We start from the raw sequence: 26,387 nt of genomic DNA on the forward strand, positions 1-26,387 counted from the left end.
TTTTTTGCCAAGTCGATAGCAATTAAATTAGACTGTGTCATGTATGGACTCCTTATTTGGTAAAAGTGTTTTGCAATATCTTTATACCGTACTCTCCCGATAAGGGGGAGGAGTCCATACATCTCCTAAGTTAATCCAGTTTGCCAAATTAGTGACTCAGATACAGAGCAAACTGGTCGTGAATAACTAATGCCATCAATAGACCTCTAGTACGAACGTTTCCTTTCACTTATTTTGATTGTAATCCTGATGTTTACATTCTGCTTTTAACGCTATGCCTTGTTATCTACCCGCCTATCGTTATTTAACCTGAGGCTATTTAACAACACGGCGAAATTGCTTAAGCGGAGTAAATACTGTACTCTTGCCCGCCGCCCAATACAGAGTACAAAATCATGAGCTTTAGCCACCTAGGTTTAGCCCCAGAAATAAATCAAGCCGTTGTCGAACAAGGTTACGACAAACCGACTCCCATTCAAGAACAAGCCATTCCTGCCATTTTAGAAGGTAGAGACGTGATGGCTGCAGCGCAAACGGGAACGGGCAAAACAGCGGGCTTTACATTACCTTTGTTGCAAAAGCTGATTGCCGGTACTAAACCACGTGCGAATAATGTACGCGCGTTAATTCTAACACCAACCAGAGAGCTTGCTGACCAAGTATGGCAAAGTGTTGCGCTTTACAGTAAACACCTGCCTATCAGCTCTGAAGTCGTTTACGGCGGTGTGAAGATCAATCCGCAAATGATGAAGCTGCGTAAAGGCATTGATGTTTTAGTGGCAACACCTGGGCGATTACTCGACCTTTACCAGCAGAATGCTGTCAAATTTGATGACCTTGAAGTACTGGTATTGGATGAAGCCGACCGTATGCTAGATATGGGCTTTATTCACGATATCAAACGCATCATCAAAGTATTGCCAAGCCGCAGACAAAACTTGATGTTCTCTGCAACATTCTCTGAAGAGATTAGAGCCTTGGCGAAAGGGCTAATTCATGATCCGGTAGAGATTTCTGTGGCACCAGCAAACAGCACCGCAAAAAGCGTGACTCAGTGGGTGTACCCGGTAGACAAAAGTAAACGCACCAACTTACTCAAGCATTTAGTGCAAACGCATAATTGGCAACAAGTGTTGGTATTCACCCGCACAAAACACGGTGCCAACCGCTTGGTAAAGGATCTAGAAAAAGACAAGATCAATGCCGCAGCAATCCATGGTAATAAAAGCCAAAGCGCTCGCATGAAAGCCCTTGCTGGCTTTAAAAATGGTGAAGTGCGTGTACTTGTTGCCACTGATATTGTAGCAAGGGGCTTGGATATTCAAGAGCTGCCTCATGTCGTGAACTTTGACCTGCCAAATGTTTACGAAGATTATGTTCACCGTATCGGCAGAACAGGCCGCGCTGGTGCGACAGGTGAAGCTATCTCGTTTGTTACCCAAGAGACCGCAAGCGACTTATTTGGCATTGAACGATTAATTCAACAGCTGGTGCCACGTAAAGTGGAGCCAGGGTTTGAGCCGCAACTTGCCGTACCTGAGTCAAAATTAGATACACGCCCAATCAAACCGAAAAAGCCAAAGAAACCTAAAAAGCCAAAGGCGACAGACGCTGAGCAAACACCTTCCGCTCAGCCGAAAAACAAACCTAAGCAAAATTCAGGTCCTCGCAACAATAAGCCAAGTGGCAACGGTAAACCTGCTGGTAATAACAATGGCAACCGTAGACACCGTCCATCATCGTCTGCAAACAAGCCAAAGAGCCAACACGCTGGAGAAAAGCGTACACCACGTCAGAAGCCCACTTCTGGCAATTAATGGTGTAAGCAGGTGTAATAGCATTTGCAGCTCTTTCTCCTAAGCTAAAAGGGCTGTTAATCGTAACAGCTTTTTTAGTCAAAGGAGCTAGACAATGAATATCTTGAAATTGATACTGTTCACATTGTTTGGTAGTACATTTTTAGCGCACGCTGGTACGCAATATGTGACCCAAGCTGCGAGCAATATCACAGAAACCTCCGCTCAATTAAACGGCTATTCCGCCTCTACTATTGGTTTAAGTGGAGAAACGTTTGATTATGGCCCAACTACTAACTACGGCTACAGCGTACTCGCAACACCGGCTGGCATTAATGGCCCGGTTAGCGCACAAATAGCGAACCTAGATTGCGGCAGCGAATATCATTTTCGTTTTCGAGGAGATCCAAAGCCACCTCGCACCACCATTCAAGGGGAAGACTTAACCTTCACTACAGCCCCATGTGGCCCGACGATTTTTACTAATGTGTCGTTTGAAACCGGCGGACAATACTACTTCGTTGCAGAAAACAATGGCGGTAATACAGTAAACGCCAATCGTATTGCGATTGGCCCTTGGGAGCGATTTAATCTTATCGATGTCAACGGCGGTAACCTGTTTGATGGCGACACCGTCCACATTCAAACAGCCACTGGCTATTACTTTGTTGCAGAGCAAGGTGGTGGCGCTGAGTTAAATGCCAATCGAACGGTGGCTTCTATTTGGGAAACCTTCACGATTGAGTTGCCGAATAACCCCGGTGCTTTGATCCAAAATGGCGATAAAGTGGCGCTTAAGTCAATCAATGGTCACTATATCCAAGCCGCAGGTAATGGTGGCGCGGGAGCCAATGTGCATCCTACCGTCATAGGCTGTAATGCCACTTATCCCTGTTCATGGGAAATGTTTAAGATTATTTTTTAACGCACTTGGCCGTGGTAAAAATTTTATCACGGCCTTACACGCGCTATCCGTTCGAGCCATGTTATAATTGCTGTTTTAGAACTACAGAGACAGCGACTTTGACTCAGCCACTTTTTTCAAGTACCTCACTTTCCAGCGCCTTACTCGATAACCTCGCGTCATTGGGGTATCACACCATGACTGACATTCAAGCACAAACCTTACCGCTTATCTTAGCGGGTAAAGATGTCATTGGCCAAGGTAAAACAGGCTCAGGTAAAACCGCCGCTTTCTCTTTAGGACTATTACATAATTTAAACGTGAAACGCTTTCGCGTGCAGGCGCTTGTGGTATGCCCAACTCGAGAGCTTGCCGATCAGGTTGCAGTTGAAATTCGCAAGCTTGCCCGTGCAGTCCATAACATCAAAGTGTTAGCGCTGTGCGGTGGTGCACCTATGGGTCCGCAGATTGGCTCTCTTGAACACGGTGCGCACATCATTGTGGGCACGCCTGGGCGTATTGAAGAGCACCTGCGCAAAGGCCGTTTGTCGCTAGATGAAGTGAATACCTTTGTACTGGATGAAGCGGATCGCATGTTGGAGATGGGCTTTGAAGAGTCACTACAGTGCATCATAGATCACTGCCCTACAGCACGCCAAAACCTGTTATTTAGTGCTACCTACCCGCCAAAAATAGAGCAGCTCGCGCAGCACATCATGAAAGATGCAGCCAAAGTCACAGTTGAAGCAACACATGACGATAGCTCAATTGAACAGTACTTTTACGAAGTCGACAATAACGATGCGAGATTGCCTGCGGTACAAAAGCTGTTAATGCAATTTCAACCAAACTCAGCGGTTATCTTCTGCAACACCAAGGCAGAATGCCAGAACGTATGCGACAGCCTATATAGCCTAGGTTTTGATGCAGCAGCACTTCACGGTGATTTAGAGCAAAAAGACCGTGACCGCACATTGGTTCGTTTTGCGAATAAGAGCGTGACCATTTTGTTGGCAACGGATGTCGCAGCCCGGGGTATCGACGTCGACCATGTAGATATGGTGATCAACTACCATATCGCCCATGACCCAGAAGTGCATGTTCACCGCGTTGGCAGAACCGGACGTGCAGGCAATAAAGGCGTGGCATGCTCTTTAATGAGTTATAAAGAATCGCATAAAGTAAATGCCCTCGAAGACTATTTAGGTAAGACAATTGAGCCCAATACCCTGCCAAGCGACCAAGTGTTAAATAACAAAATTAATCGAGCGCCGATGGTAACCATTCAAATCGACGGCGGTAAGAAAGCGAAATTAAGACCGGGTGATATCTTAGGTGCACTGACCTCAAATCAAGCGTTAAAAGGTGATCAAATCGGCAAAATCAAAGTCACTGCGATGTCTTCATACGTTGCGGTTGAGCGTAGTATTGCCAACGTGGCGCTTAAAACAATCTCAGAAGGAAAAATGAAAGGCCGAAATTTTAGAGCTCGCAAAGTAACAAAGTAACAGGTCACTCTCCCCTCTCTATGGTGGTCAACTTTTCCCTGACCACCACGACTTTAGATTATCCAAGCAATTACTCGCCTATTAATAACCTATTTGTAACCTATTTCCACCATAGGGGTTTAAATCTGCACCATGACCCCAAGGTCTTAATTGAGCAAACACTTTAAAGGAGTTTATCTATGAAGACCTTAATTATTGGTGCCAGTGGTCAAATTGGAAAAATGACGACAAAGAAAATGCTGGAACAAGGCCATGACGTCGTGGCGTTAGTGCGCAATAAAAGTAAACTAGCTGATATTCAGTCTGAGCAACTCACTATCATAGAGCAAGACCTCGAAGGCGATTTTAGTTCAGCCTTTGACAACGTCGAGCAGGTAATATTTAGCGCAGGCTCTGGTGGAGAGACTGGAGCGGATAAAACCCTACTTATTGATTTGTGGGCCGCCATTAAAGCCATTAACTATGCTGTGAAAGCAAACGTTAAACATTTTATTATGGTCAGCTCTATTGGTGCTGACGATCCTGATAACATTGAAAGTGAAATCAAACCGTACTTGGTAGCCAAACACATGGCCGATCAACACCTACAGAGAAATATTGTAAACTACACTATCGTCCGACCGGGTGCGTTACAAAATGAGCCTGCAACTGGGGGATTCTCGACCGCACGCCCTGCAAATAGAGAAGATGCCGTAATAAGTCGAGAGAATGTCGCAGACGCGCTAGCTTACCTTGCCACTCAACATCCTCAGAACCTCACATTTGAGCTATTTAATGGCAAGCAGTCAGTCGAACAAACGCTGCGCTAATAGGGCAGCTATGTCTCGGGGTTTAACGCCTCGGGGCAAACTTAGGTGCTTTAATTTGGCTAAGTGTTGAAAATATTTATCGCTTCACTGACATAAAAATCTTGCTTTAAAAAATGCAATTCTATATCATCCCTCTCTTGCTTTAACTTCCTCTCAAAATAAAGCAAACCTCAAGTAATGCCTCCTTGCCTTGATCCAGTAAGTCCGCATAAAAAATACAAGTAGAGCTTAATATAGTCAGGCGAAATCAAGCCAATTAAGAAAATTGGTATAAGCTGTCATACCCGTCTCGGGTCGTTGCGAGGACAGTGTCTTCTGTTCGCTAAACTGTAATGAAGCTCATCTACTATCAAAAGCATCAGCTAATTTGCTGTGCATTATAAAAGTGAGTTTTATTATGTCATATACATATAACGGAACAGAGATCCGTGTTGAGCAACCAATTCGCTCAATTTCGGTGAACAAATCTAAAGTGATCTTTGCTGACGGCACAGGCCGTAAGATCACACAATTCGCCAATGGCGGCGAAGCACGTCAATTTCTGAGCTGGTTAACTTCAGCTCAGTAATCGCTAAAACGTCGAGCTTGCTCGACGTTTGCCATCCTAATAAAACAAATGAACTAAATACTCAGATTCGCAGCTGTCTAATCGCTTTGATTAGGTCTTTGTCGCTGATTCGCGTTGACTTTAATTTGCCGATTAACTTTTTAGCACCTAGGGTATTTCCTTGGAGCATATAGAGCTGGCTTAAACGTAACCGTGCCCAGTTTTTATCTGGACCATCTGTACTGATCTCAAGTGTTAAATACGTTTGTAATGCTGCGATCCCCTCGTCTACATTAACCTCTGAAAACACCGCCGTCCGACCAATTTGGTAAAGCCCCGCAGCGTAATGCTTTGCTTCCTTAATTACTATTAAAGTTCTAAAAAACGCAAATGCACCATCGTAATGTTTGATACTCTGCAGCGCTATTCCAGCTTTAAACAACACTGCTTCATCAATAGTTTTGCGTTCAAGCAAGGTGTTAGTATAGGTTATCAACGCTTCATCATTGCCAGTCAGCAAATAAAAGTCGATCCATAGCTTCATTGCGGCATGGGAAGATAAGGCTTCTATCGCCCTTATCTGTCGCACCGCCTTGGCCTCAGAGCCACCTGCAATGCTTGGTGCTGAAAGGTAGAAATAGAACAACCCTTGCAGCGCTTTGATATGCGTTGCGTCTTTGTCTATTGCCGCTAAAAACGCATCTTCTGTGTTGCTGGCATAACTCAGTTTTGAAAATATAGAGGCATGCTTTATCTGCTCTGCATTTACCTTGGCGTACCAATAATACTCATCCGCACTGTTAGGCTCGAGACGCAGTGCTTTTTCAAGGTACTCTTCTGCTTCATCAAATTGATTCGACGCCAACTTAACTCTGCCAAGATAATAGAACGACTCATTTGGATGCGTTTCTTGCAGCGCCAGAAAAGCTTGCTCAGCATCCACTATCGCCTGTTGCTCAAATAGTATTTTGGCATGCTCCAATGCATCGGTAATATTCGGCATCGCAAACACTTTTGGAGTTACCACTAGTATCATCATTAAACAAAGTACTTTATTCATCTGAAACATTATTTGCTCCCCCTTGCTTGACAGTGATTAAGCTGTTTTTTATAAAACAGGATGCCCAAGGTGCCAACCACAGCGGGTAACAACCATGGCACTAGCTGCCAAGCCCCAGGCATTAGCTGCGCTAACCAATGACGTCCACCCACCGCAAAAAATGCCGTATATACCGCAATCCCAGCGCCTAAAATGGTACTCATATGCTCCAGCACCCACTCTCGTGGTTTGAGTGTTGGTTTAAATATGTAGAACAACATAGTAGCGACAGTAGAGAGCACAATAAGTGAAAATATTAGATAGAGCGTACTGCCAAATGTAAGCGCAGTGTACAACACTCGCCCACCCGTTGCCGCTAAGAGCCCAATCAGCAATAAATGAGACCCGCTTCTTAATCGCTCTCGGTGCTGTTTAGCCGCTAAAACCAAGCTCGAATGACGAATATTTGCCAACACCAATACTGACAGCATCAGTAAAAATTCACTTAATTGACGTTGCTTCAATACCAGCTGTTGCCCTAGCGCCTGATCAATGTGTTGAGAGGGGTAACGGATCGCCAATGGGTCGTAGATCACAATTAGGCACATGACAATGCCACTGACGGAAACTAGCCACATACACCAAGTAAATATTTTTCCCCATAGTCTATGCTGTGGGCTGCCTTTTACGGTTACTACAGGCACCCAAAATACAATTAGCGCAATAGCACCAATAATTATGTGCAAATACAAAGCAAACTGATGAACAATAAGCATAACAATTTCTCTTTTACGATTTTGGTCTTTAGCTTAACGTCACTACATTTGGAGTGCCTGTCCCAGACGTCATGATGTAAAACCATGACTTTTGGCCTATAGGCACAACCTTGTTACTTTGTCATACTTAGTGAAGAAAACGGTACGAGGACATAAGCGTTGGCATTCAGCACATTAATCGCAAATCGAGATATGAGAGACCTACTGGCGCTGATGACTTGGGTTGCCCTTTTCGCTATTTCAGTTTACATAACGAATCAACAGCCTGAAGCGCCCGAAATATCTCTCTTTAGCAGCTTCTTCTGTTTCTATGCGCTTGGCTATCTCATTGGCACCTGCGAGCAATGTCAACACAAATTACGATGGCTTGCCCTAGTCCTCATGCTATTTTCAGCCTTTGCCTGTGGCTGGATCCTGCAATTTGGATACCTATCCATTCTTACCATTATCTGGGTTGCCGTTGTCGCTTATTTGCTCCCCATTCGCGTATCAGCTTGCTTCACCCTCATCATCGTATTGGCCTGGTTTACAATGCAGAGTGTAAAGCAACAGCATCTACTTTGGATTGAGGGATTACTATATGGCTTGTTTCACTTATTCGCCTTGCTATTAGCCACCACCCATCAACGAGAACAGCAAGCTAGGGTTGAGCTACAAAATCAACATGCTCAGTTGCAATCCACACAACACTTGCTTTCTGAGCTGTCGAAGCACTCTGAGCGCACCCGCATCGCGCGGGACTTACACGATCTGTTAGGTCATCACCTCACGGCACTCAGTATTAAGTTGCAAATAGCGCAAAGAATGACTGCCGACGCACCAGCCCAGCAGCAAATCCTAGAATGTCAAAGCGTAGCTAAATTACTACTCAATGATGTACGAGATGCCGTGGATATGCTCAGACAGCACAGAGATATTGATTTTCATCAATCGCTTACCTTACTACTCCAACATACTCCTGAGCTAAAAGTGCATGCAACCATTCCACAACATATTGCTGTTGACGATAGCCATATAGCACAAGTGCTGCTGCGCTGTGTTCAAGAAGCAATAACCAACAGCCTAAGACACAGTCATGCGAAGCAATTTTGGATTGTAATGACGGAAGATGAAGAAAAGCTTTTCGTCAATATGCATGATGATGGCTATATCAGTGAACAATGGCAAAAAGGGAATGGTTTAACGGGGATGTCTGAACGCGTATCTGAGTGTGGTGGCCACTTGCATCTCTATGAGCACAATCGTGCCCTACACTATAAAATTGAACTCCCGTTAACTCCACAGTAAGGACGATATTGATGAAAGTAGTCGTGGTTGACGACCAGAAACTCGTAAGAGAAGGCATTGTCACTTTATTACAATTTAACGAAGAAGTTGAAGTGATTGCCCAGTACGACAATGGTCAGACGTTACTTGATGGGCTATCAGAGGTTTCACCTGATATTATTCTACTGGATCTATCCATGCCAATTATGAACGGTATCGCTACTTTGAAGCAGCTAAATAGTCGCGGTATAACGATCCCAGTATTAGTGCTAACAACCTTTGATGACCCCAAACTCGTTCTGGACAGCTTAAGTAATGGAGCCAAAGGCTTTGTACTTAAAGATATCGCTCTGGATTCGTTGGTGAATGCAATGAAAACCATCCTCAATGGTGAAACCTACTTTCAACCGGCAATTACAGAAACCCTATTAAAGTATGCACCAAAACTCGACAATGATTTTTCTGAGTTCAAAGCCACAGAGACGCTTAGCGTACGAGAAATAGAGGTATTGAGACTGGTTGCAAATGGTTATTCCAACAAGGAAATAGCCGAAGCCTTACATAAGTCAGAAGGCACAATCAAAAATCACGTCTCCAATTTACTTTCTAAACTGGGTGTGAGGGATAGAACCCGTGCGGTGCTATTAGCAATCGAAATGGGAATATTACAGTAGCTTAAACAAAGCGCACCAATTTACCCCTGAGCAGATTGGTGCATCGTCACGGCGCTTAGCAGGCGCTTAGCAATAGTAAGCTTCAACCGTTCCTTTTGATTTAATTAGCAAAGGCTGACCTCGGCGATCTAGCGCTTTTGGCGCAGCGACTTTGATCCAGCCTTCACTAATGCAATACTCTTCAACATCGGTACGTTCTTTTCCATTAAAACGAATGCCAATGTGGTACTCTAGTATTTCTTTAGCATAATGTGGGCTGCGAGGATTGATAGAAAGTCTATCTGGTAGTGCTGGTTTTTCGATTGAATCTGTCATCGTTTTTCTTCAATTATTTAAGCATGCTGTATTGTAGGTAATCCCATGCGTGCGCTCAATAGCTGAGCGTCTTATAATCGCAATTGAATTAAAAACTGTATCGATTTAAGAGCACTATGAGGTCTCTGAAGTTTAGCTAACGTTATTACTTAGAAATGCCTTGGCACATTCACCCACGTATCGACGGCCAGGATTATCTCCACTCAACCATTCTTCCACAGTAAACAGCTCAAATAGACCGATTTTACACAGCGTTGGGATTGCAAGCTTTAGCTCGTCCTCTACTTGTCCTCGCTCACCAGCATTGTAAAGGTCAATGTTATGCAACATAGTTGCTACTGTACCCGTTTGCACTCTACTACCATCTTTTAATTGTACCGATGGTAAGCACTCACCTTCTCTTACTACCTTTTGATTTACCGCAGCCAACTGCTCAGTGTTTTCTACATTTTTCATCAATATTTGCTTCCTATAAATAAAATACCCATCCCCCTTGCACTCTCCACTTTTCTCGATAAGATAAACAATGAAGTTAACACAAGGAAACAAGTATGAAACTTAAATTAAACAAAAAGGCGATTAAGTCCCTTTCAAAAGATTTACAAGACTTACCAATGGCGCAAACCCCAAATATTGCAGGTGCTGGCAATCCACCTTTATACCCAGAAAGCAAGTTCGATCAAGGCTGTCCTTGGTTTACACACTTTCAGGTTCGAACTTGTCCAAATCCGTATTAATGCGCCATTGTGGGTAAGTACTCTTACCCACTAAACTTGTTATAACACCTTTACCATAAAATACTTACAGCCATCTTTAGGGTAATGTTCTTGGATCCATTGGGTCTCATAGCCATGCTTTTCATAAAATGGCATTGCCTGAAAATTTAAGGTATCGAGTAAGCATTTCACGCACCCTCTTTGTTTGGCTGCCGCTTCTAGGCTTTCTAGTATCTGTGAGCCGATATTTTGACCCCTTAGTGTCTCAGAAACCCACAAAGTATCAAGCAACAACCAGTTGCCAAAAGTACGCGCGGCTGCACCTGCAACAACCTCTCCAGACTCACCCTTTACTTCAACCGCCAATGGAAGACGCTCTGTGACCTCCCAATTAGCCCAGTTAAACTCGCTAATTTTACTACTTAAAAAATCGACAAATTGTTGCTCAGGATTTTCTACCACGGATATTTTCACTACTGCGCTCCGGTTGATATCGTTGAACTAAGGTAATTGTTGTTCGCTTTAGTATTGTCACCTATCATAGCGAACAAAGTACCTATAAAGGAATCATCTATGATGAAATCAAAATCTAGCATTGGAAGCTCAATTATATCTATTATCGTGATTGGCATTGTGTTACTTTTTTCCATCACATCTTGCACTAACCCCAGCACACCCGCAGGACATGAAGGCTATGTTTTTGAGCAACCGAGATTTTTTGGTTCTGGTGGTTACCAAGGTAGCTTAGTAGGTCCGAGCAACTATGGTTTTTCCCCGCTTAGAAATCAAGTCGTCAATATCGATATGCGTCCAAACACGTATACCGAGCGCTTTGAGATCTTAGCCAAGGATGACTTGAATATCAGTTTTGATTTTCATGCCGTCATTGCAATTAAACCAGGTACAGTAAAAGATGTCGTCGAAAATTATGGTGCAGAGAACTGGTATCAGCGTTTTGTTCGCGAAACTTTCAGAACCTATGTTCGCGACGAAGTCCAACAATACGACAGCGGCGCATTAAAAAGCAAACGCGAACAAATTGCTGAAATCGTCACAAAACGTTTAAAAGGCTACCTACAGTTAGCGCCATTTGATATCAAGCAAGTGGTGATCGGTAACATTAATTATCCAGATATCGTAGCCAATGCTGTAGAAAAGAAACTCGCTGCGCAACAGCTGCTAGCAGAAAAAGAAACTCAAAAGGCCATTGCGAAAAAAGATGCGGAAATTCGGATTGAAGAAGCAAAAGGTATCGCTGAAGCGCAAAAGATCATCAACGCCACACTTACTGCAAACTACTTACAACATGAAGCGATAAATGCGCAGCTAAAAATGGCAGAATCTCCTAACCATACAACGGTTTATATTCCGGTTGGCACCAACGGCATTCCACTGGTTAAAGAGAGTCGATAACAAAGTACCAATAATTCGTTTGAGTTGGGAGTAACAATAGCGAGAAGGTCAGTTGTTGCTCTCACCAGGGTTATTGAGTAAACTCTTTTTCTGTCGCATTTACCAGCTGTTGAAATGCGCGAGTACTGCCAAGTAGCTCTCGCTTTACCTTGTTCCACTGTGCATTGTGATGACCAAACTTTAATTGCCATTCGCGCTTTTCGTCCACACTTAAAGGGTGCAGCTTTGCGCCCATGGCCATGAGCTCGCGCTCACAGCGTTTTTGCAGTTGCTCAATCTGCGCAATATGAGTATGAAATGTTTGCTTACTCGCGTCCTCGATTTCCCCTTTTAAGCGCAGTGGCAAACTATCTAACCAATGCTGATTTGCGACGGTCACCCAAGCATCGGGGACACTTTCGAGTAAAGCTACCTGCCCTATCTCGTTTTTAAGCAGATCAGGACCTGCGAACAAACCAATAACGCTAGGGTCAATAACCTCTATATGTTTTGTTCTTGCCATTTTGGCCACTTGCGCCCAAGGCACATCAATAACATTTGCCGACGTCATACTGTAAAAATGACTCAAAACCCTAGAAGCAGGTACTCTTAGCACCACTCCTTTGAGTTTTTCAGGCAAGTTAATTAAGCGGTTGAACTGTTTCGTGCTTGTTAATGTGCGACCCCCAACGAGATGATGCATTAAGATATTCAGTTTTCCTTGTTCACTAATAGGCTTAATAACAAGTGACTGCCATTGTGGCGAACAAATTAGATTGAGAAACGCGCGATTTGAGCTCGCCCAAAATGGGATATTAAGGATATCTAGCACAGGTAACGCCCGAGACAGATTTGATACAGAGATAAGTGCGGCCTCCACATGTCCACGAGTCACTGCCGCCATTAACTCGCGGCCACTTCCAAGCGCGCCACTATGGTGAACATCAACATAGATTTTACCGCGAGTCATAGACTCAACATTCTTCTTAAACACTTGATGCATGTGCGGGATAAAGTCACTTTGATCCGCAGGGTATGGGGAAGCTAATCTTAAAATATGGAGGGCAGCACTGCGCTTAGCCATTTCTTGTTCTCGTTCATCTTCTGAGAGTAAATTTAGTGCAAGTACTTGGCTAACCGGAAATGAAGCACTCAAACATGCCGCTAGTGAAGCTTCAAGAAATTGACGTCTACTCTTGGACATGGCAGTACAACCTAAATTCCATACCTCAATTAAAGATAGCTGTTTGCTTTGCTGTTTTAACCTATAGTTACATAGCTTTAGCCGCACCTATCACAAAATTCATGCTGCTCTTGCAATTGCTAACAGCGCCAGTCTATCTTCTAATTTATGGAAAATGGAGCCTTATCTATGCGTATGCCTCTTTGCTTTTTTGCTGTTCATTGTGCTCTGAGCTTCAGTGTGCTGGGATGTGAATTAGCTGTTGTAGCAAAAACGATTGCCGTCATCCCTTCTGTTTCAAAACCTGATTGCTATTTTTCACAGGATAAAAATGCAAACCTGCGCCCAGTGCGACAATATGTAGAACCTCTAACGCCAAACTATCCAGATGCTGCAATACCTCTCAATTTCGATAAGGTTCAGTCAGCCTGTAAACTGAAGAGTGACACCATCCATTGCCAGTTTGCTGACCGACAAGGCGCTTTGCCTTTAGCTAGTCAATACCAACGAGGTCGGTTAAGCTATGATCAGTGGCGCGTAGACAACCACTATTTTATTGGATGGACCTCGCACGACCCAGAAAGACCTGCTGGATTTATGGTACTTTCCACCACCAAACCCGCCTATTGGTTACCTGTGGAAGATGCTTGTAAAGCAAGACTCAGCACACGAGTCGTGACGCTTAATAGCAAAGAGAATCTCTGTTTGAATCACCAGGGTGCTTGGCAGCGCAGTAACACACAGTCACTACCTGCGCCTTGTGAAAACCCATACTCTGTCGCTACCGATAAAAATGGGGTGTGGGCTTTGCAGCTAAACAATGAAAATCAAAGCTGGAACATTTGCCACTTTGATCACGCATTACAACTGGTGAAAGCATATCAATATCAACTTGATATACCGCAATCGCTAGCGCCATACAAGCTTGTACCTACGTCTTTTTCTCAGGTTACCGCCTTATTCGGCGAATATGACAATGCGCCAGCATACGCATTTGATATTAGCGCTGTTGAGCCGATGATTCTATCAGCCTTCCCAAGCTCAATACGTCGCATACAAATCCCACTTACACGAGCTAAATATCGGTTAAGCGAATGACTCAATAAAATACGTGGTGGGACTTCTTTAGCTTTAAATAGGAAATATGAATAAGATCTAAAAAAACAAATAATATTCATTTTATTTACATATGTAAATAAATATGAAATGATGCCAAACTTCTTTGTTCATATTTTAATTAAAGGACTTATACTATGAAAAATAAACATATCTTGCCGGTCGCGGCTTTATTACTCTCACCGTTAGTACAAGCAAATAACTCGGGTTACTATATTACTGATGTCGATGTATATAAGTATGGTGAACGTGCAACTATGGTTCCTGAGCAAAACCCAATCCCAATGTTAATTCCTGATCACGTTTTAGTTGGTATTGGTGCTCGAGCTGGAAACACAACGGTAACTACCGTCACCTTGTGGTATCGTCAAATATTAGGCAATGGTGAATTTGGTCAGATTTACAGCAAAAATTACGGCAGCAAACCAAGTCACGAGCTTGAATGTCAGTACGTAAATACATCCGACAATATCGCAATTACAGGTATGGAGTGGCGCATCAATGGTTCAGATGATATTGCAGCGCTGCGGGTGAGTTACCGAAAATTTGATAGTCAAGGAAATCTAGGCTCTGAGATATTCTACGGAACGGGAGTTAAATCAACGAACCAATCAAAAACCTGCTATGACCCTGGAAGTGGCGGTATTGAAGTTTCATATTTCCCACCAGCATCAGGTAATAACTCTGTTGTTACAGGTGTTGGCCTTGTTAATCACAATGAAAACATGGATTCAATGTGGCTATATCGCGGAAACTATGTAAACAGATAATACAGTGTAATTCTTTTCTGATTGAATAAGATCTTTACGCCACGAGCAAATTAATCATCATAAAGCGTTCGTGGCTTATGCTAACACAATGTTTGAACTAAAATTAAAACAACTAAAATACACATCAATTCTAAATATTTTACGTTCGATAACTCTTCATCCAAAACAAAAACTTCCATTTTCACATTCTCTGCACTTTTGCCTGCCAATTTTAAAACTCGAATCACAATAAGGTTTGGAATAACGATGAACAACGCGAACTTTCTACGTGCAATGGCACTTGTTTCCGCGGTGGCAAGTTTACCAATAGCAGCACAACATAAGCCTCTACCACCTCCGCCTCCAGGCCAGCCACAACCAAACTCGGCGCTGGATGATGAACTCTCACAAATTATGCGTGCTCGCGGTATTACTGGCAGAGTTGCAGGTGCGCAACAACTGCCGAGGATCTCAGATCCCATTGCTCAGCTCGGCATGCAGTTATTTTTTAGCAAAGCCCTTGGGGGAGAAAAATCAGTCGCCTGTGCGAGCTGTCACGATCCAAGGCTCGGTGGTGCCGATGGCCTTTCGTTGCCAATAGGTACAAACGCAGTAGAAAGTGATGTGATAGGCCCTGGTCGCCAAGCAGTCGACGATAACATCAATATTCCACGTAACTCTCCCACCATTTTTAATACCGGATTTGCCAACAACGCTTTATTTTGGGACGGCCGTGTTCAACGTGTGACGATCACTGACGACCAAGGCAATGAAAGCAGTTTTATCAGTACGCCTGATTCAGGTTTTAACCAACCAGATGTAAACGCGGCAGATTCACTAGTTGCAACCCTGTCTCGCTTTCCTGTCACCTCTCGTGAAGAAATGCGTGGAGAGGCATTCGAAAGTGCCGAAACCAATGAACAAGTCCGCTCACATTTAGCCCAGCGCATTGGCGATTACGGTGATGAAGCCGGAGGCTTGGCCACCAATGATTGGCTTCAGGCCTTTAGAGAAGCATTCAACTCGCAAGCTGACGCGCAAACCTTAATTACCTTTGATAGTATTGCCTTTGCGCTCGGCCAGTATCAAGCGTCATTTGTGATGGTGGATACCAATTGGCATCGCTATGCCCGAGGTGACCGTGGCGCACTCAGCGACAAACAAAAACGTGGTGCTAAACTCTTTTTTACTCCTATAGCTGAAGGCGGTGCAGGATGTGTTGGGTGCCACAGCGGTGAACGTTTCACTAACGATGGTTTCTTTAACCTCGCCTTTCCACAGTATGGTATTGGTACACAAGATAATCAGGCCGATATCGGACGCGCTGCAATTGACCCTTCGACTCGCAACCAATTTGCGTTTAGAGTCCCAAGCTTAATAAATGTTGCCCTGACTGCGCCATATGGTCACGCAGGAGCCTACGAGTCGTTAGAACAAGTGGTCAATCATTACTCAAACCCTGAGCAAACCGTCGAGCAATTTTTTCAACGTGGTGGTGCTTGTGGATTAAAGCAGTTTTCCTTAACCGCTCAGTGTGACACACTAAACCTACAAGCGAGAGAAAATAGTGAAGCGGCGTTAACGTTACTGCGCCAATCACCCTTTGTTGCCGCCAATTTAGCGCCACAACAAAAGCAGGATCTCGTTGCGTTTTTACATGCCTTGACAGACAAGTGTGCAAAAGACCAACGGTGCGTAAGAAAGTGGATGCCAAACCGTCGCACACCAGACCCTGATAATTTACGCTTGCGTGCACAACGTTAACCGGTGGAATAACAACAACCATGAAAATGACCATTCGCGTCAAACTATTGCTGATAATTTTGATAGCCAACACCACATTGGTGCTGGCTATCTATGCCGCCAATAAATTAGCGTTTGAAAAAAGCTTTACGGCCTATCTTGAAAATACCTCTCGGGCGCAACTCAAAGAGGTGGTAACGCAAGTTGCCGAGACTTACGCACGCCATGGTTCATTGGACTGGGTGTATCGAGGCTCAGAGGATTGGGATAGCATAGTACGTAGCTTCTATGGTCTTTCTGAGGATGAGCGCCCACGAGATAGGCTACATTCTCGTCCACCACCAAGACATCGTGAAAGAGGCGAAGGAGGGCCACGAAGACGTGATGGCCCTCCACCGCGTTTGGACAATAAAAAACGCCTGCTGATCAAAGACACACAAGGCAATATTATTATGGGCACACCGAAAAGTAAGCAGACTTCGCTATGGTTCCCAGTCTATCAAAGCGACCACTTGGCGCAGCCTAAACGCGAACAGATTATCGCCTACTTAGGTGTCGAGCAAAGTGGCTTGGTACGCAATGACTTCGACCAACTGTTTGCAGAGCAACAACGTAAACAGTTCATCATCATTGCGCTCGTTGCCCTGTTGGTTACTTTAGTGATTGCCGTGCCTTTTAGTAAATATATGGTCAACCCAATCGTTTTGTTGCGCCGCAATGCAAAAACACTGACACAAGGAAATTACGATGCTCGCGTCGATATCGCGAGTAAAGACGAACTCGGTTTGCTTGCCAGAGATATGAACCGTTTGGCAGACACATTAGCGCAGAATCAAATAGCTAGGCAGCAATGGATAGCGGATATTTCGCACGAGCTACGCACGCCGATTGCCGTGATCCGCGCGGAACTTGAGGGCATGATTGATGGCATTATCGCAAGCAATCCCGAGCAACTGATGTCGCTTAACGAAGAGATCCAACGATTGACTCGGCTGGTGGACGATTTACATCAACTATCGCTGTCAGACCGCGGTGCACTTACTTACAACATGGATAAAGAAAACCTTTACGACCTGCTCTCACGCACATTCGCGAAAAGTAGTCACCAAATTGAAAAGCACCATCTTGCTTATTCCTTGCAATGCGATGAGCATATTACCTTAGAATGTGACGAGCAGCGCCTTGGGCAGCTATTCGACAACTTACTGCAAAACACCTTGCGATACACAGATTCCTCAGTTGAACAACCGGGAAATCTCGATGTAAAAGTCATACAACGACAAGATAAAACGATAATTTACTGGCAGGACAGCGCACCTTCTGTACCACAAGAACAGCTAAACAAACTATTTGATAGGCTCTATCGAGTAGAGGAAGCGCGGAGTAGAAAAACGGGTGGCTCTGGCCTTGGTTTAGCCATTTGCCAAAGTATTGTTGCTGCCCACAACGGAAAAATCACTGCGGACTTGAGCGAACTGGGTGGTCTCGCTATTATTATTGAACTGAAAAGATAATGAGTTTCCCCCGTGCCAAACAAACATATTTTAATCGTCGAAGATGAACCAAAACTTGCCGATATTTTAAGTAAGTATTTGGCTCAAGCCGAGTATACCAGCCATTGTGTTCACGATGGCGCTTTGGCTGAAGAGGCTTTTAAACAACAGCAACCTGCCCTTATCTTACTCGACCTCATGCTGCCTAATCTTGACGGTATCGAAATTTGCAAGCGGATCAGAGCTTATTCAAACGTGCCAATTGTCATGATCACTGCCAAAGTAGAAGAAATCGATCGTCTTCTTGGTCTTGAAGTGGGTGCTGATGATTACGTGTGCAAACCCTATAGTCCAAAAGAAGTCGTCGCAAGAGTGAAGGCGATTTTAAGACGCGTGACGCTAAACGAGCGCGGCACAGTGTCAGAAACAGAGAGCAAACTTAAACTAGACGAAGAGAGCTTGTTTGTCTCCTTCCTCGACGCGAGAGCGACGTTCACTTATGTCGAGTTTATGCTCTTAAAGGCAATGTACGGACACCCGTGCCGAATTTATAGCCGCGACTTATTGATGGATCACATCTACGATGACAGCCACATTGTTAGCGACAGAACCATAGATAGCCATATTAAAAATATTCGTAAAAAGCTGCAAAGCATCGCGCCTAAATACGACTTTATCCACTCTATTTACGGAGCGGGATATAAGTTTGAGGCGCAGGAACGTAATTCCTAGTCTCTAACCTAAGGCTTAATTCACCGCTACACCCCATTCCCTTTTATTGGTAAACTCCAAAAAATAACTAATAATTATAAAAAGGAATGGGCATGAAAAGGCTTGCTTTGGCAGTCATAATCACATTAACAGGCTGCAGTAATAGTAATGTTGTAGAGCGAATAAAATCTGAGTCTTCCGCGGTAAAACATAGCTCTGTAGAAGGGTATGAAGATAGATATTCCAACATCTATAATAAGTTTAAAGATTATCCCGTGACCTGCGAAGAAAACTGCTATCCAGTCACCCAACAAATTCAATGTCAGTCCGAGATGCAAGATTGCACGTACGTTGGCAACAACCCCACTCTCTCGCTCAATACCGGCTTTGCTATCCAATGGCTCGGACATGCGAGTTTTAAAGTCAACACCAAAGATGGGCAACAGTTTTTGTTTGACCCCGTCACGGCTCAATTTGACTGGCCTGTAAACTGGGCATTTCGCCTCTCAGAAGGGTTTAATCGCAAGCAACCTGCACAGCTCAGTCAAACAGAGTTACAACAAACCAATGCCGTAATGTACTCCCATATTCATTACGATCATTTTAACAAGAACGATATCGAAGCGATTGGTACTGGGCCTAATTATCTTACTCCACTAGGATTTGCTGAGCACTTTCCTGAAGACGGATACAAGGTTTCTGAAATGGAGTGGTATTCAAGCAAACAACTTGGTGAAGTAACCGCACACTTTGTGCCTGCAAATCACTTTAGCAGCCGTATTTGGGTGCCGTTTTTATACGAAGATCATGGTGCTGCACTATGGGGTGGCTGGATATTAGAACACCAAGGCAAGACTCTATTTTTTGCTGGAGATACTGGATATTCACCGCACTTCAAAGACATTCATGAAAAATACGGTGATATTGATGTGTGCCTACTTCCAATTGCCTCATACTACAGCGAAGAACATCCTGATTGGTATCGTAAAGTACACACCACACCAGAAGATGCACTGACTGCCGCAAAAGAGCTCGGTTGTAAGGTTATGGTGCCGTGGGGCTATGGCAATGCTAGTTGGAAAATGGGAGATAAAACTTCACATTCAGCGCTGTTCCGCTTACTGCATATGCAACAAGTGCTAAAAGCCCAAACGCCACTGTATATTTTAAATGAAGGCGAAAAAGTAACTTGGTGAGTTCATCACGGCTCACGTAAAAGAAACATTGAGAGATAGCTCGCCACCAATACCGCATTAAAGAGGAAGCCCCAAGTCCATTAAGGCTTCCTATATGTGTACTAAGATGGCGTACTAGAAATCAGCCTTTGATAACAAATATGACCAATCGCGCCCCAAAGTGCATTCGTAGTTTGCTCATTACTTGAATTTACCCCTAATGGCGAGACTACTTGCCATTCACCACGCTCAAAATCAGATTCCCAAAGGTTTCTATAGCCGCGATCATAATCAGTATGGCGAACCGGGTACTCATTAGGGTCACAATTACCAAGATCAATCACGCGAGAAGCTTTACCATCAGGGCCCGTCGTAATGTCATAATTAACAGCAGATCCCCTTCCTTGACGCCAATTTTTAACTAACCTAAGCCGAACTGTTGCCCCGGCTACAGGCGCTCCTGTCGAATCCTCTAACTCTGCTGACCAGGTAATTTTATTATAGGCTTGTACAGTAAGGTATGGATTGTCGTATGCGGAGCCGGGAATACGAATCACGTTATCTTCTCCTGAAACGGTACGCTTTCGGATAGAAGCCACTGATCCAGCCTGCAAATTATAGGTATTGCTTGGATTTGTTGCGACATTTGGGTTAGCCCTAACTCTAAAATTAACGACTTGATTTACCTGTAGTCCAGTTAAAGAAATATACTGGTTATTATCTAACAAAACCCACCCATTGTTGTATACCTCAAAAATATATTCATTACTTGCGGTACTTTGTAGTGACAGAAAAAGATCCTGCCCCCGTGCTGCAGAATACTGAAAATAATCGATGTCATTGACAGCATCCATATTAGCGACCAAGCTTGTTTGCAGATCTGGCAAAACAGTTGCCGATGCAACCGTATCATTGAACTCATATTCGTCTAGATTAGTCGCTACTGCTGCGCCAAAACTGAAAGGCGACCCATCGGATTCAACCACCTCCATATACCAGTAATAATGTCCGGGCTCGGTAAGCGCAACAACTACTTCATCTTGATTCCCTGCATTAGCAGAGCTGCCAATTGTGGTGTAAGTATCATCACTATTGTGACGCAAAATAGATAAATTGACATCGGTCAGTGCATTTTGATCAACCAACAAAGCGGTTGTTTTGCTACGTTCAGTAATTTCAAAGTGATAACAATTCGCATCACCTGATTGCGAGTTATTAATCGTATACAGATTTCCCGTAGATAAAGTTGGGCAAACAGGAGTAATATCTAGAGCTGATTCAGCACTATTAAATGATATGTGTGAAACCCCCTTGCTTGGCTTTTCGATTAAGTTTCGGTCTTTCATAGATTTGACTGCACCAAATTGACTCACTACTCCTGATGGGGTCAATTTATGTTCTAGTGCGTGGCTAGAGCAGGTTGTTGATACTGCTACTAATACAGCTGATAAGTGTGAAATTTTCATCTAACCCTCCTTTTAACGTATGAAATTTCACCACCAACACTAGTATTGATAACACTAACTATCAACATAATTAACAAAATAAAAACATCAATCATTAAAGGTTTTATTTTTCGTGATTTTCTAAAGATGAGAATTGTTTAGCAGAACCCATTAAACAGCGAGAACAATAACCTATAAACCCGTTTCAGCTTTCATACACTTATCTATGTTATAATTACAAAGTGTTAATTCAAGGAGGCACCATACCCGAGTGAGCAGAGCCAAACTAAGTCAAGACGAAAGCTTATCTTTTAAAATCAACTATCAACTCCTTCCCAAAGAGACAAACCAACTCGACCTGTATTTTTCAATCCCAACCGATATGGGGATTAATACCAACACATTGAACGAAGTAGACTACTTTAATGCCAATATAAAAAGTCACAGTGCATATTACTCGGAGCAGCTTCATCTCCCCTTGGTACGTAGCCGCTTTATCAGCCAAAGCAAAGGTCAAAGAACCGATTACCGCGTTAATCTAAACCTATTTTGCTACCAGATCCGCATTGCGCTAGATGCCGATGTAAAACAGACATTGAAGCTAAAAGAGGCTGATGAGTTTTATCCAACCGCACAATTATTAGTGGAAGAAACCGAACGCCTATTGAAAAAACTCAGGCGTTACACGCCACCGGATAATAAGCTTAAGCCTTACTATCAAAACGCAGATAACTACCTCAGTTGGCATACTGAGCAAGCGTTTTTAAAACTCATCGCTAGCGGGCCTAAGTCAAGCGACTTTAGTCATGAGCGAAGCTGTATTGTTAGTTTCTGTCAACGAGAGAGCCAATACCGCGAGGAGCAGAGCTACAACTCGCAAGTCACGTTGGATGACCCAAACCGTATTACCAATAAAATGAAATTGCTTGAAAGGCTCATTGAATATGGTGTTGTTTTTAACAAACAAACCATCGACTTAAGTACCAATTTAAAGCGTTTAGTTCGCGGAGTGGTTACTGGTATTATCATGGCCTTTGTGATGTTTATTGTGCTCAACGCCCGCTCTAACTTTCAAGAAGTCACTGTCGCCCTTATCGCTTTGCTTGGGGTAATTTATGGCCTTAGAGAAACATTCAAAGAAGACTTAACCCAGTGGGCATGGCGTCATATTCAACGCGGCCGGCCAAAGTGGCGCAACAAGTTTAAAAACTCAGTAACGGACGCCATCGTTTGTACACAAACGATATGGCTGGAACATATTCGCAAAAAAGACCTACCAGAAGACGTTGATAAGCTGCTAAAAAAACGTCGACAGCAAAATAAACAAGCTGCGCATCTACTGCATTTTTGCTGTAAAAACCAAGTACATATTGATGAGTTTTTACCCGGTTACGAAGAAGTACAGCAGCGTATCACCTTTAACATGAGTTCGTTTGTACGCTATCTAAAAAAAGGCGCAGGAAAGCTTTATAGCCTTGAAGGGAAAAAGGTCTCGAAAAAGTCAGTTGAACGTCGCTATCAAATCAACTTGGTAATGCGGTTTAAATCTTCTCAAGGAATACAGTTAGAAAGGTATAAACTCACCATGAACCGCTCTGAAATCGTCGCCATAGAGCTTATGGCAAGCGATTCCGTCTATATTGAAAACGACGCTTAAGCACTGACGCAGCTTCGTATAACCACCGACAAAACGGATTGGAAGCAGGTTTATCCTGCACTCCAATCTTAAATCCAGCCATGCGGCTACTCAAAGGATATTAATGTGCTTTCTTTGGTCCGTAACGAACCATGTCTCTGCCGTTTTCATACACGTCTTGAGATACCCAACGACCCAACAACAATTGGTGTTTATCATCCAAAATCGCAATAAATGGTCTGCCATCGCTGTTGTTCGTTGCCAGTGCCACACCAGCCACGTTTTGCAACCCTAAGCCATCGTTATCAATTAGCAACAAAAAAGCTTCCAGCTCGTCCAAAGTTTCAATGATATCTTTATCGTTGATCATCTCTTTACTCTCACTTACTCAGTATGCCGCGTAGAATACCAGTTCTGCTGAAATGATTGAACCCAACACCAAACGGCGTTAAACCAGTGTGACCAATACTGAAATCCAAAACAAAGCAAGAATAAGCGAGCAATAAATAGTCGGGTTAAACGTAGGGTCAACAGCAATGCGCGGCGCGCACATCACTGTTGACGGTGGTTACTGCTTGTAAAAATGTAAGGATCAGTCCGCCGTTGGTTTTACCTCTCTGGGCTGATCCTGCATTTTTTGAAACAGCCAACCAATTCCCACCAAACATAAGCCTAAACCGATAAAAGACAAGGCGCGCAGCAAGCCTTCGAGGTTTGCCATATCGACCACAAAAGCTTTTAAAATAACAATGGCTAGCCCTGCAAAACCGGCATTAATCAGCACTTTATGCTCTATCCGCTTGGCAACAAAAATTAATACGGTTGAAATCAATAGCCAAACAATCGAATAGGTATATAACTCGGATTGCTCCATCGGCATCGACAGCACAAGGAAACCCTCATGAAATAACGCCCGAATTTCACCATTGATAAACAAGACCCCTAGCAAGGCTATCAGCCCGTATACCAAACGCTTAAATTGCGGTGGTATTAACTTAAACTGGAGCATGAAAGCGAATACGCATGCTGGTACCAACCACTGCAAAAGTAACCAATTAAACACGCCGTCTCCAATATATTGCCTGTCAAAAAACGGATTATTGGCAAACGAAATATCGGCGTGGAGCAACGCGCTTCCAAGTAATAGCGAGCTAGCTGCAAGCGGATAAAGTCTGTTGCCCTTGTCGCTGAGCTGCCCTCGCCACAGATATACAGCGCCAAGCACCAGCCAATTCAAAGCAAGCAACACGGATTCTTGGAAACCGAGATTAGTAAAATCAGGGTAGTCACCAATCACGAGATAACTTGTTTCGGTCGTAACCAGAAGCGCCACAATATGCATTGCGACGCCCATAAACCAAGTGTTCAGGGCCTTTGAAGGGTTGTGTTTGGTAGCAAACCAAATGATGCCCAGCACCAGCGGATAGACCACAAGTGTCCAATGTATAGTTAAAATCGTTTCGTGCTTGTAATCTGCAAGCCAAGGCGCAAAAGTAAGACGGGTAACAACGGCAATAAGTGCAACCTTATACAACCAATCAGGTATACGCACTTTGTACTTCCAGCTCAAATAACTCATAGACGCCACTTGTGCCGCAATCGCTAACGTCAACGAGCTTGCCGAGAGTAACATCGTAAAACACAAACTCAGCATGGCGTTCGCCAAAATAAGGTAAGTGACCTGCTGAATATTAGTATCCGTTTTCATCGCACAATACGAAGCGAAGAGCCCGATGGCCAACATCTCAATCGCCCATACAGGATATAAAATTGCTTCTGCGACTCTAGGAGAAATAGCGTAACTTACACCGTAAAGCGCAAGCGGTGCCACGTTCAACAGCATCAAATAAGCGAGTCTTGATGGATATCGCTTAATCATCATCATGCTAAATAACATCGTGATGACAACTGCTACTTGGATAAACAGATACTTACCGGTGAAAGGAAAAAGTACGTCGTCGTAAGTGCCCACTTTGGGCATCAAGTAGAATGAGAGAAGTACAAACAATAGTAAATAAAATGGCCAACTATCCAATGCATTATGTCTATAAGCCGCACACAAAACCACGCTAGCAAATAAGACATTAGCCCAAATAAGCGTATCGATTTGGGTTTTTATTATTAGCGCACATGCGATAAGTAACAGTGGGAGTAAAATTCCCAACTGCTCTTTTCTTGGCATTAATAGATCTTTGACCGGCAACGGACTTATCATTGAATTCGTCAGTCGCCAACCCAGTACGTCTACCAACACATATAAGTACATAGAGATAAGCGCAAAAATCAGCAGCACCCAAAAGTCGCCGCTTCCACCAACCGCAACCGCGGTGCAAAACCATAAGAAATGCCCAGCAAAGCTTTGCCACCACAGCCATTTGCGCTTCACATAATCCGCAACCCAAATCGCAGAGAGTGAAACAAAGCTGATATACAGCAGTAACGCACCGATATTATTAGAACCGGTCGATACCAAAGCAGGCACGACATACGCACCAACGATGCCGATACCTGCGAGCACAGGGCCAAATCTCAGTGCCAAAGAAGTCGCAGCCAATGAAATAATGGCGAGTAAAACAAAGGCCATATTAGCCGGTATAAAATGATAGAAATCAAAAGCAACCAATGTCATGGCAAAGCAAGTGATCACGCCACCACTGGCAAGTGCTGCAGAAATGTATGGCGTATTAATTTTTAGCTTTTCTTTGTAGCGATTTACAACTTCAGCGGCAGTAACCAAGCTAACTCCAAAAAGGGCCCCCAGTATCACTCGCACACTAGGGGGAAGAAGTCCGGCTTCAATAGAATACTTCGCCAGAAAAACGCCGCCCAAGGCTAGCACTACGGCACCTATCCAAAAAAGTCCATTCCCTTTTAATAAAGAATCTAAAGTAAAGTCAAATTCAAAGGCTGGTTTATTCTTACTAGGCTTGGCTCTTGCGATAGTCACCATACTGTCGCTTTCAGGCTGCTGAGGTTGTGTAGGATTGGCTGTTGCAATGGAGCCACCCAATGCTGTTCGTGCAGTTAATGATGTGCTATCAGCTGTTTCGTCATTCCTTTGTCCACGCACAGAAAGCTTCTTCTCTGAACGTGCTTGATCTGAGAATTCACGACCTTCAAGTGTCGAGATCCGGCGACTTTGCTGCTCTATCGTATTTTGTAACTGATGTACTTTTTTGACAAGTTGCTTAAGCCTTTGTCTATCTTGTAGAGCAAAAACAGCGCCAATAAATACAAAAAGATAAAAAATAAAAGAGATAAACTCCGTTTCCATACGATTCCTTATTTGTTTGCTAGACCCTAGCTAACCTGTATTAGAAACAGTATGAGATCAACCACACCAATAAATCAATCTCTCATGATAGGTGCCATAACTTTAGCAAGCCACATTGAA

At 43.7% G+C, this 26,387-nt stretch carries 25 protein-coding genes; 16 read left to right on the forward strand and 9 right to left on the reverse strand.

Translation table 11 applies throughout. The annotated features are described in order from the left end of the window. Positions 1 to 395 precede the first annotated feature (395 nt). From MHN32_RS12875 to MHN32_RS12895, 5 genes are all read left to right on the forward strand, one after another. Positions 396 to 1,817 (forward strand): DEAD/DEAH box helicase, encoded by a 1,422-nt coding sequence (locus MHN32_RS12875; protein WP_239421909.1) that lies wholly within the window; start codon positions 396 to 398, stop codon positions 1,815 to 1,817. 94 nt (positions 1,818 to 1,911) lie between these two features. After that, on the forward strand, positions 1,912 to 2,721 hold the full coding sequence (locus MHN32_RS12880) for a peptidase S8 (protein WP_239421911.1): 810 nt from the start codon (positions 1,912 to 1,914) through the stop codon (positions 2,719 to 2,721). A 98-nt stretch (positions 2,722 to 2,819) separates the two neighbouring features. Further along, positions 2,820 to 4,208: an ATP-dependent RNA helicase DbpA gene (gene dbpA / locus MHN32_RS12885; RefSeq protein ID WP_130126731.1), complete on the forward strand. Its 1,389-nt coding sequence runs from the start codon at positions 2,820 to 2,822 to the stop codon at positions 4,206 to 4,208. A gap of 179 nt (positions 4,209 to 4,387) precedes the next feature. Continuing rightward, positions 4,388 to 5,017, forward strand: a complete 630-nt coding sequence (locus tag MHN32_RS12890) for an SDR family oxidoreductase (protein WP_239421913.1) — start codon at positions 4,388 to 4,390, stop codon at positions 5,015 to 5,017. Positions 5,018 to 5,414: 397 nt separating this feature from the next. Beyond that, positions 5,415 to 5,585 carry a hypothetical protein gene (locus tag MHN32_RS12895; protein WP_099642116.1) on the forward strand — a complete coding sequence of 57 codons (171 nt, stop codon included), beginning with the start codon at positions 5,415 to 5,417 and terminating at the stop codon, positions 5,583 to 5,585. A 61-nt stretch (positions 5,586 to 5,646) separates the two neighbouring features. Here the strand turns inward: MHN32_RS12895 and MHN32_RS12900 are convergent, their stop codons facing one another. Continuing rightward, positions 5,647 to 6,633: a tetratricopeptide repeat protein gene (locus tag MHN32_RS12900; RefSeq protein WP_206473656.1), complete on the reverse strand. Its 987-nt coding sequence runs from the start codon at positions 6,631 to 6,633 to the stop codon at positions 5,647 to 5,649. Beyond that, a complete protein-coding gene (locus MHN32_RS12905) occupies positions 6,633 to 7,379 on the reverse strand; it encodes a hypothetical protein (RefSeq protein ID WP_010607254.1) in 747 nt (248 codons plus the stop codon). The genes MHN32_RS12900 and MHN32_RS12905 overlap by 1 nt, the downstream gene beginning before the upstream one ends. A gap of 159 nt (positions 7,380 to 7,538) precedes the next feature. Here MHN32_RS12905 and MHN32_RS12910 point away from each other — a divergent pair, with 159 nt between their 5' ends. Further along, entirely contained in the window at positions 7,539 to 8,666 is a 1,128-nt protein-coding gene (locus tag MHN32_RS12910; RefSeq protein WP_239421915.1) for a histidine kinase, read from the forward strand. 11 nt (positions 8,667 to 8,677) lie between these two features. Next, positions 8,678 to 9,319: a response regulator transcription factor gene (locus MHN32_RS12915; RefSeq protein WP_010607256.1), complete on the forward strand. Its 642-nt coding sequence runs from the start codon at positions 8,678 to 8,680 to the stop codon at positions 9,317 to 9,319. A 66-nt stretch (positions 9,320 to 9,385) separates the two neighbouring features. On the opposite strand, the gene MHN32_RS12920 is transcribed toward MHN32_RS12915, so the two are convergent. Together MHN32_RS12920 and MHN32_RS12925 are read right to left on the reverse strand one after the other, a co-directional pair. Continuing rightward, entirely contained in the window at positions 9,386 to 9,634 is a 249-nt protein-coding gene (locus MHN32_RS12920) for a DUF3297 family protein (protein WP_239421917.1), read from the reverse strand. Between the two features lie 132 nt (positions 9,635 to 9,766). Next, a complete protein-coding gene (locus tag MHN32_RS12925; protein ID WP_010607258.1) occupies positions 9,767 to 10,090 on the reverse strand; it encodes a hypothetical protein in 324 nt (107 codons plus the stop codon). Between the two features lie 95 nt (positions 10,091 to 10,185). On the opposite strand from MHN32_RS12925, the gene MHN32_RS12930 reads away from it, so the two are divergent. Further along, on the forward strand, positions 10,186 to 10,371 hold the full coding sequence (locus MHN32_RS12930; RefSeq protein ID WP_010607259.1) for a hypothetical protein: 186 nt from the start codon (positions 10,186 to 10,188) through the stop codon (positions 10,369 to 10,371). A gap of 39 nt (positions 10,372 to 10,410) precedes the next feature. On the opposite strand, the gene MHN32_RS12935 is transcribed toward MHN32_RS12930, so the two are convergent. After that, on the reverse strand, positions 10,411 to 10,824 hold the full coding sequence (locus MHN32_RS12935) for a GNAT family N-acetyltransferase (protein WP_029215910.1): 414 nt from the start codon (positions 10,822 to 10,824) through the stop codon (positions 10,411 to 10,413). Positions 10,825 to 10,926: 102 nt separating this feature from the next. Between MHN32_RS12935 and MHN32_RS12940 the strand changes: the two genes are divergently transcribed. Beyond that, positions 10,927 to 11,763 carry an SPFH domain-containing protein gene (locus MHN32_RS12940; RefSeq protein WP_239421972.1) on the forward strand — a complete coding sequence of 279 codons (837 nt, stop codon included), beginning with the start codon at positions 10,927 to 10,929 and terminating at the stop codon, positions 11,761 to 11,763. A gap of 70 nt (positions 11,764 to 11,833) precedes the next feature. On the opposite strand, the gene dctP is transcribed toward MHN32_RS12940, so the two are convergent. Then, a complete protein-coding gene (dctP, locus tag MHN32_RS12945) occupies positions 11,834 to 12,946 on the reverse strand; it encodes a TRAP transporter substrate-binding protein DctP (protein ID WP_239421918.1) in 1,113 nt (370 codons plus the stop codon). 168 nt (positions 12,947 to 13,114) lie between these two features. Here dctP and MHN32_RS12950 point away from each other — a divergent pair, with 168 nt between their 5' ends. The 6 genes from MHN32_RS12950 (at position 13,115) to MHN32_RS12975 (ending at position 19,933) form a co-directional block, all read left to right on the forward strand. Further along, positions 13,115 to 14,023 (forward strand): hypothetical protein, encoded by a 909-nt coding sequence (locus MHN32_RS12950; protein WP_239421919.1) that lies wholly within the window; start codon positions 13,115 to 13,117, stop codon positions 14,021 to 14,023. 155 nt (positions 14,024 to 14,178) lie between these two features. Then, on the forward strand, positions 14,179 to 14,811 hold the full coding sequence (locus MHN32_RS12955) for a hypothetical protein (protein ID WP_239421920.1): 633 nt from the start codon (positions 14,179 to 14,181) through the stop codon (positions 14,809 to 14,811). A 246-nt stretch (positions 14,812 to 15,057) separates the two neighbouring features. After that, positions 15,058 to 16,554, forward strand: a complete 1,497-nt coding sequence (locus MHN32_RS12960) for a cytochrome c peroxidase (protein ID WP_239421921.1) — start codon at positions 15,058 to 15,060, stop codon at positions 16,552 to 16,554. Between the two features lie 20 nt (positions 16,555 to 16,574). Next, positions 16,575 to 18,047 carry an ATP-binding protein gene (locus tag MHN32_RS12965; RefSeq protein WP_211868191.1) on the forward strand — a complete coding sequence of 491 codons (1,473 nt, stop codon included), beginning with the start codon at positions 16,575 to 16,577 and terminating at the stop codon, positions 18,045 to 18,047. A gap of 12 nt (positions 18,048 to 18,059) precedes the next feature. Further along, the gene (locus tag MHN32_RS12970) at positions 18,060 to 18,758 is read left to right on the forward strand and encodes a response regulator (protein ID WP_010607267.1); all 699 of its coding nucleotides are present in this window, start codon (positions 18,060 to 18,062) and stop codon (positions 18,756 to 18,758) included. Positions 18,759 to 18,850: 92 nt separating this feature from the next. Further along, positions 18,851 to 19,933, forward strand: coding sequence for an MBL fold metallo-hydrolase (locus MHN32_RS12975; protein ID WP_239421923.1), 1,083 nt, complete (start codon positions 18,851 to 18,853; stop codon positions 19,931 to 19,933). Positions 19,934 to 20,034: 101 nt separating this feature from the next. Here the strand turns inward: MHN32_RS12975 and MHN32_RS12980 are convergent, their stop codons facing one another. Beyond that, the gene (locus tag MHN32_RS12980; protein WP_239421925.1) at positions 20,035 to 21,378 is read right to left on the reverse strand and encodes a hypothetical protein; all 1,344 of its coding nucleotides are present in this window, start codon (positions 21,376 to 21,378) and stop codon (positions 20,035 to 20,037) included. A gap of 250 nt (positions 21,379 to 21,628) precedes the next feature. Here MHN32_RS12980 and MHN32_RS12985 point away from each other — a divergent pair, with 250 nt between their 5' ends. Next, positions 21,629 to 23,014 carry a hypothetical protein gene (locus MHN32_RS12985; RefSeq protein WP_239421927.1) on the forward strand — a complete coding sequence of 462 codons (1,386 nt, stop codon included), beginning with the start codon at positions 21,629 to 21,631 and terminating at the stop codon, positions 23,012 to 23,014. 100 nt (positions 23,015 to 23,114) lie between these two features. Here the strand turns inward: MHN32_RS12985 and MHN32_RS12990 are convergent, their stop codons facing one another. Beyond that, positions 23,115 to 23,363, reverse strand: coding sequence for a hypothetical protein (locus tag MHN32_RS12990; protein ID WP_102056307.1), 249 nt, complete (start codon positions 23,361 to 23,363; stop codon positions 23,115 to 23,117). Positions 23,364 to 23,585: 222 nt separating this feature from the next. Further along, entirely contained in the window at positions 23,586 to 26,267 is a 2,682-nt protein-coding gene (locus MHN32_RS12995) for a DUF2339 domain-containing protein (protein ID WP_239421929.1), read from the reverse strand. Positions 26,268 to 26,387 lie beyond the last annotated feature (120 nt).

This window comes from Pseudoalteromonas sp. Of11M-6 (genome assembly GCF_022347905.1).
Lineage (GTDB): Bacteria > Pseudomonadota > Gammaproteobacteria > Enterobacterales > Alteromonadaceae > Pseudoalteromonas.

Bases quoted from the DNA above. Each gene is read 5' to 3' on its own strand.
- MHN32_RS12995 (WP_239421929.1), bottom strand. From the start codon at position 26,267: ATGGAAACGGAGTTTATCTCTTTTATTTTTTATCTTTTTGTATTTATT.
- MHN32_RS12900 (WP_206473656.1), bottom strand. From the start codon at position 6,633: ATGTTTCAGATGAATAAAGTACTTTGTTTAATGATGATACTAGTGGTA.
- MHN32_RS12960 (WP_239421921.1), top strand. From the start codon at position 15,058: ATGAACAACGCGAACTTTCTACGTGCAATGGCACTTGTTTCCGCGGTG.
- MHN32_RS12965 (WP_211868191.1), top strand. From the start codon at position 16,575: ATGAAAATGACCATTCGCGTCAAACTATTGCTGATAATTTTGATAGCC.
- MHN32_RS12915 (WP_010607256.1), top strand. From the start codon at position 8,678: ATGAAAGTAGTCGTGGTTGACGACCAGAAACTCGTAAGAGAAGGCATT.
- MHN32_RS12920 (WP_239421917.1), bottom strand. From the start codon at position 9,634: ATGACAGATTCAATCGAAAAACCAGCACTACCAGATAGACTTTCTATC.
- MHN32_RS12925 (WP_010607258.1), bottom strand. From the start codon at position 10,090: ATGAAAAATGTAGAAAACACTGAGCAGTTGGCTGCGGTAAATCAAAAG.
- MHN32_RS12955 (WP_239421920.1), top strand. From the start codon at position 14,179: ATGAAAAATAAACATATCTTGCCGGTCGCGGCTTTATTACTCTCACCG.
- dctP (WP_239421918.1), bottom strand. From the start codon at position 12,946: ATGTCCAAGAGTAGACGTCAATTTCTTGAAGCTTCACTAGCGGCATGT.
- MHN32_RS12905 (WP_010607254.1), bottom strand. From the start codon at position 7,379: ATGCTTATTGTTCATCAGTTTGCTTTGTATTTGCACATAATTATTGGT.
- MHN32_RS12875 (WP_239421909.1), top strand. From the start codon at position 396: ATGAGCTTTAGCCACCTAGGTTTAGCCCCAGAAATAAATCAAGCCGTT.
- MHN32_RS12975 (WP_239421923.1), top strand. From the start codon at position 18,851: ATGAAAAGGCTTGCTTTGGCAGTCATAATCACATTAACAGGCTGCAGT.
- MHN32_RS12980 (WP_239421925.1), bottom strand. From the start codon at position 21,378: ATGAAAATTTCACACTTATCAGCTGTATTAGTAGCAGTATCAACAACC.
- MHN32_RS12950 (WP_239421919.1), top strand. From the start codon at position 13,115: ATGCGTATGCCTCTTTGCTTTTTTGCTGTTCATTGTGCTCTGAGCTTC.
- MHN32_RS12930 (WP_010607259.1), top strand. From the start codon at position 10,186: ATGAAACTTAAATTAAACAAAAAGGCGATTAAGTCCCTTTCAAAAGAT.
- MHN32_RS12990 (WP_102056307.1), bottom strand. From the start codon at position 23,363: ATGATCAACGATAAAGATATCATTGAAACTTTGGACGAGCTGGAAGCT.
- MHN32_RS12890 (WP_239421913.1), top strand. From the start codon at position 4,388: ATGAAGACCTTAATTATTGGTGCCAGTGGTCAAATTGGAAAAATGACG.
- MHN32_RS12940 (WP_239421972.1), top strand. From the start codon at position 10,927: ATGAAATCAAAATCTAGCATTGGAAGCTCAATTATATCTATTATCGTG.
- MHN32_RS12895 (WP_099642116.1), top strand. From the start codon at position 5,415: ATGTCATATACATATAACGGAACAGAGATCCGTGTTGAGCAACCAATT.
- MHN32_RS12880 (WP_239421911.1), top strand. From the start codon at position 1,912: ATGAATATCTTGAAATTGATACTGTTCACATTGTTTGGTAGTACATTT.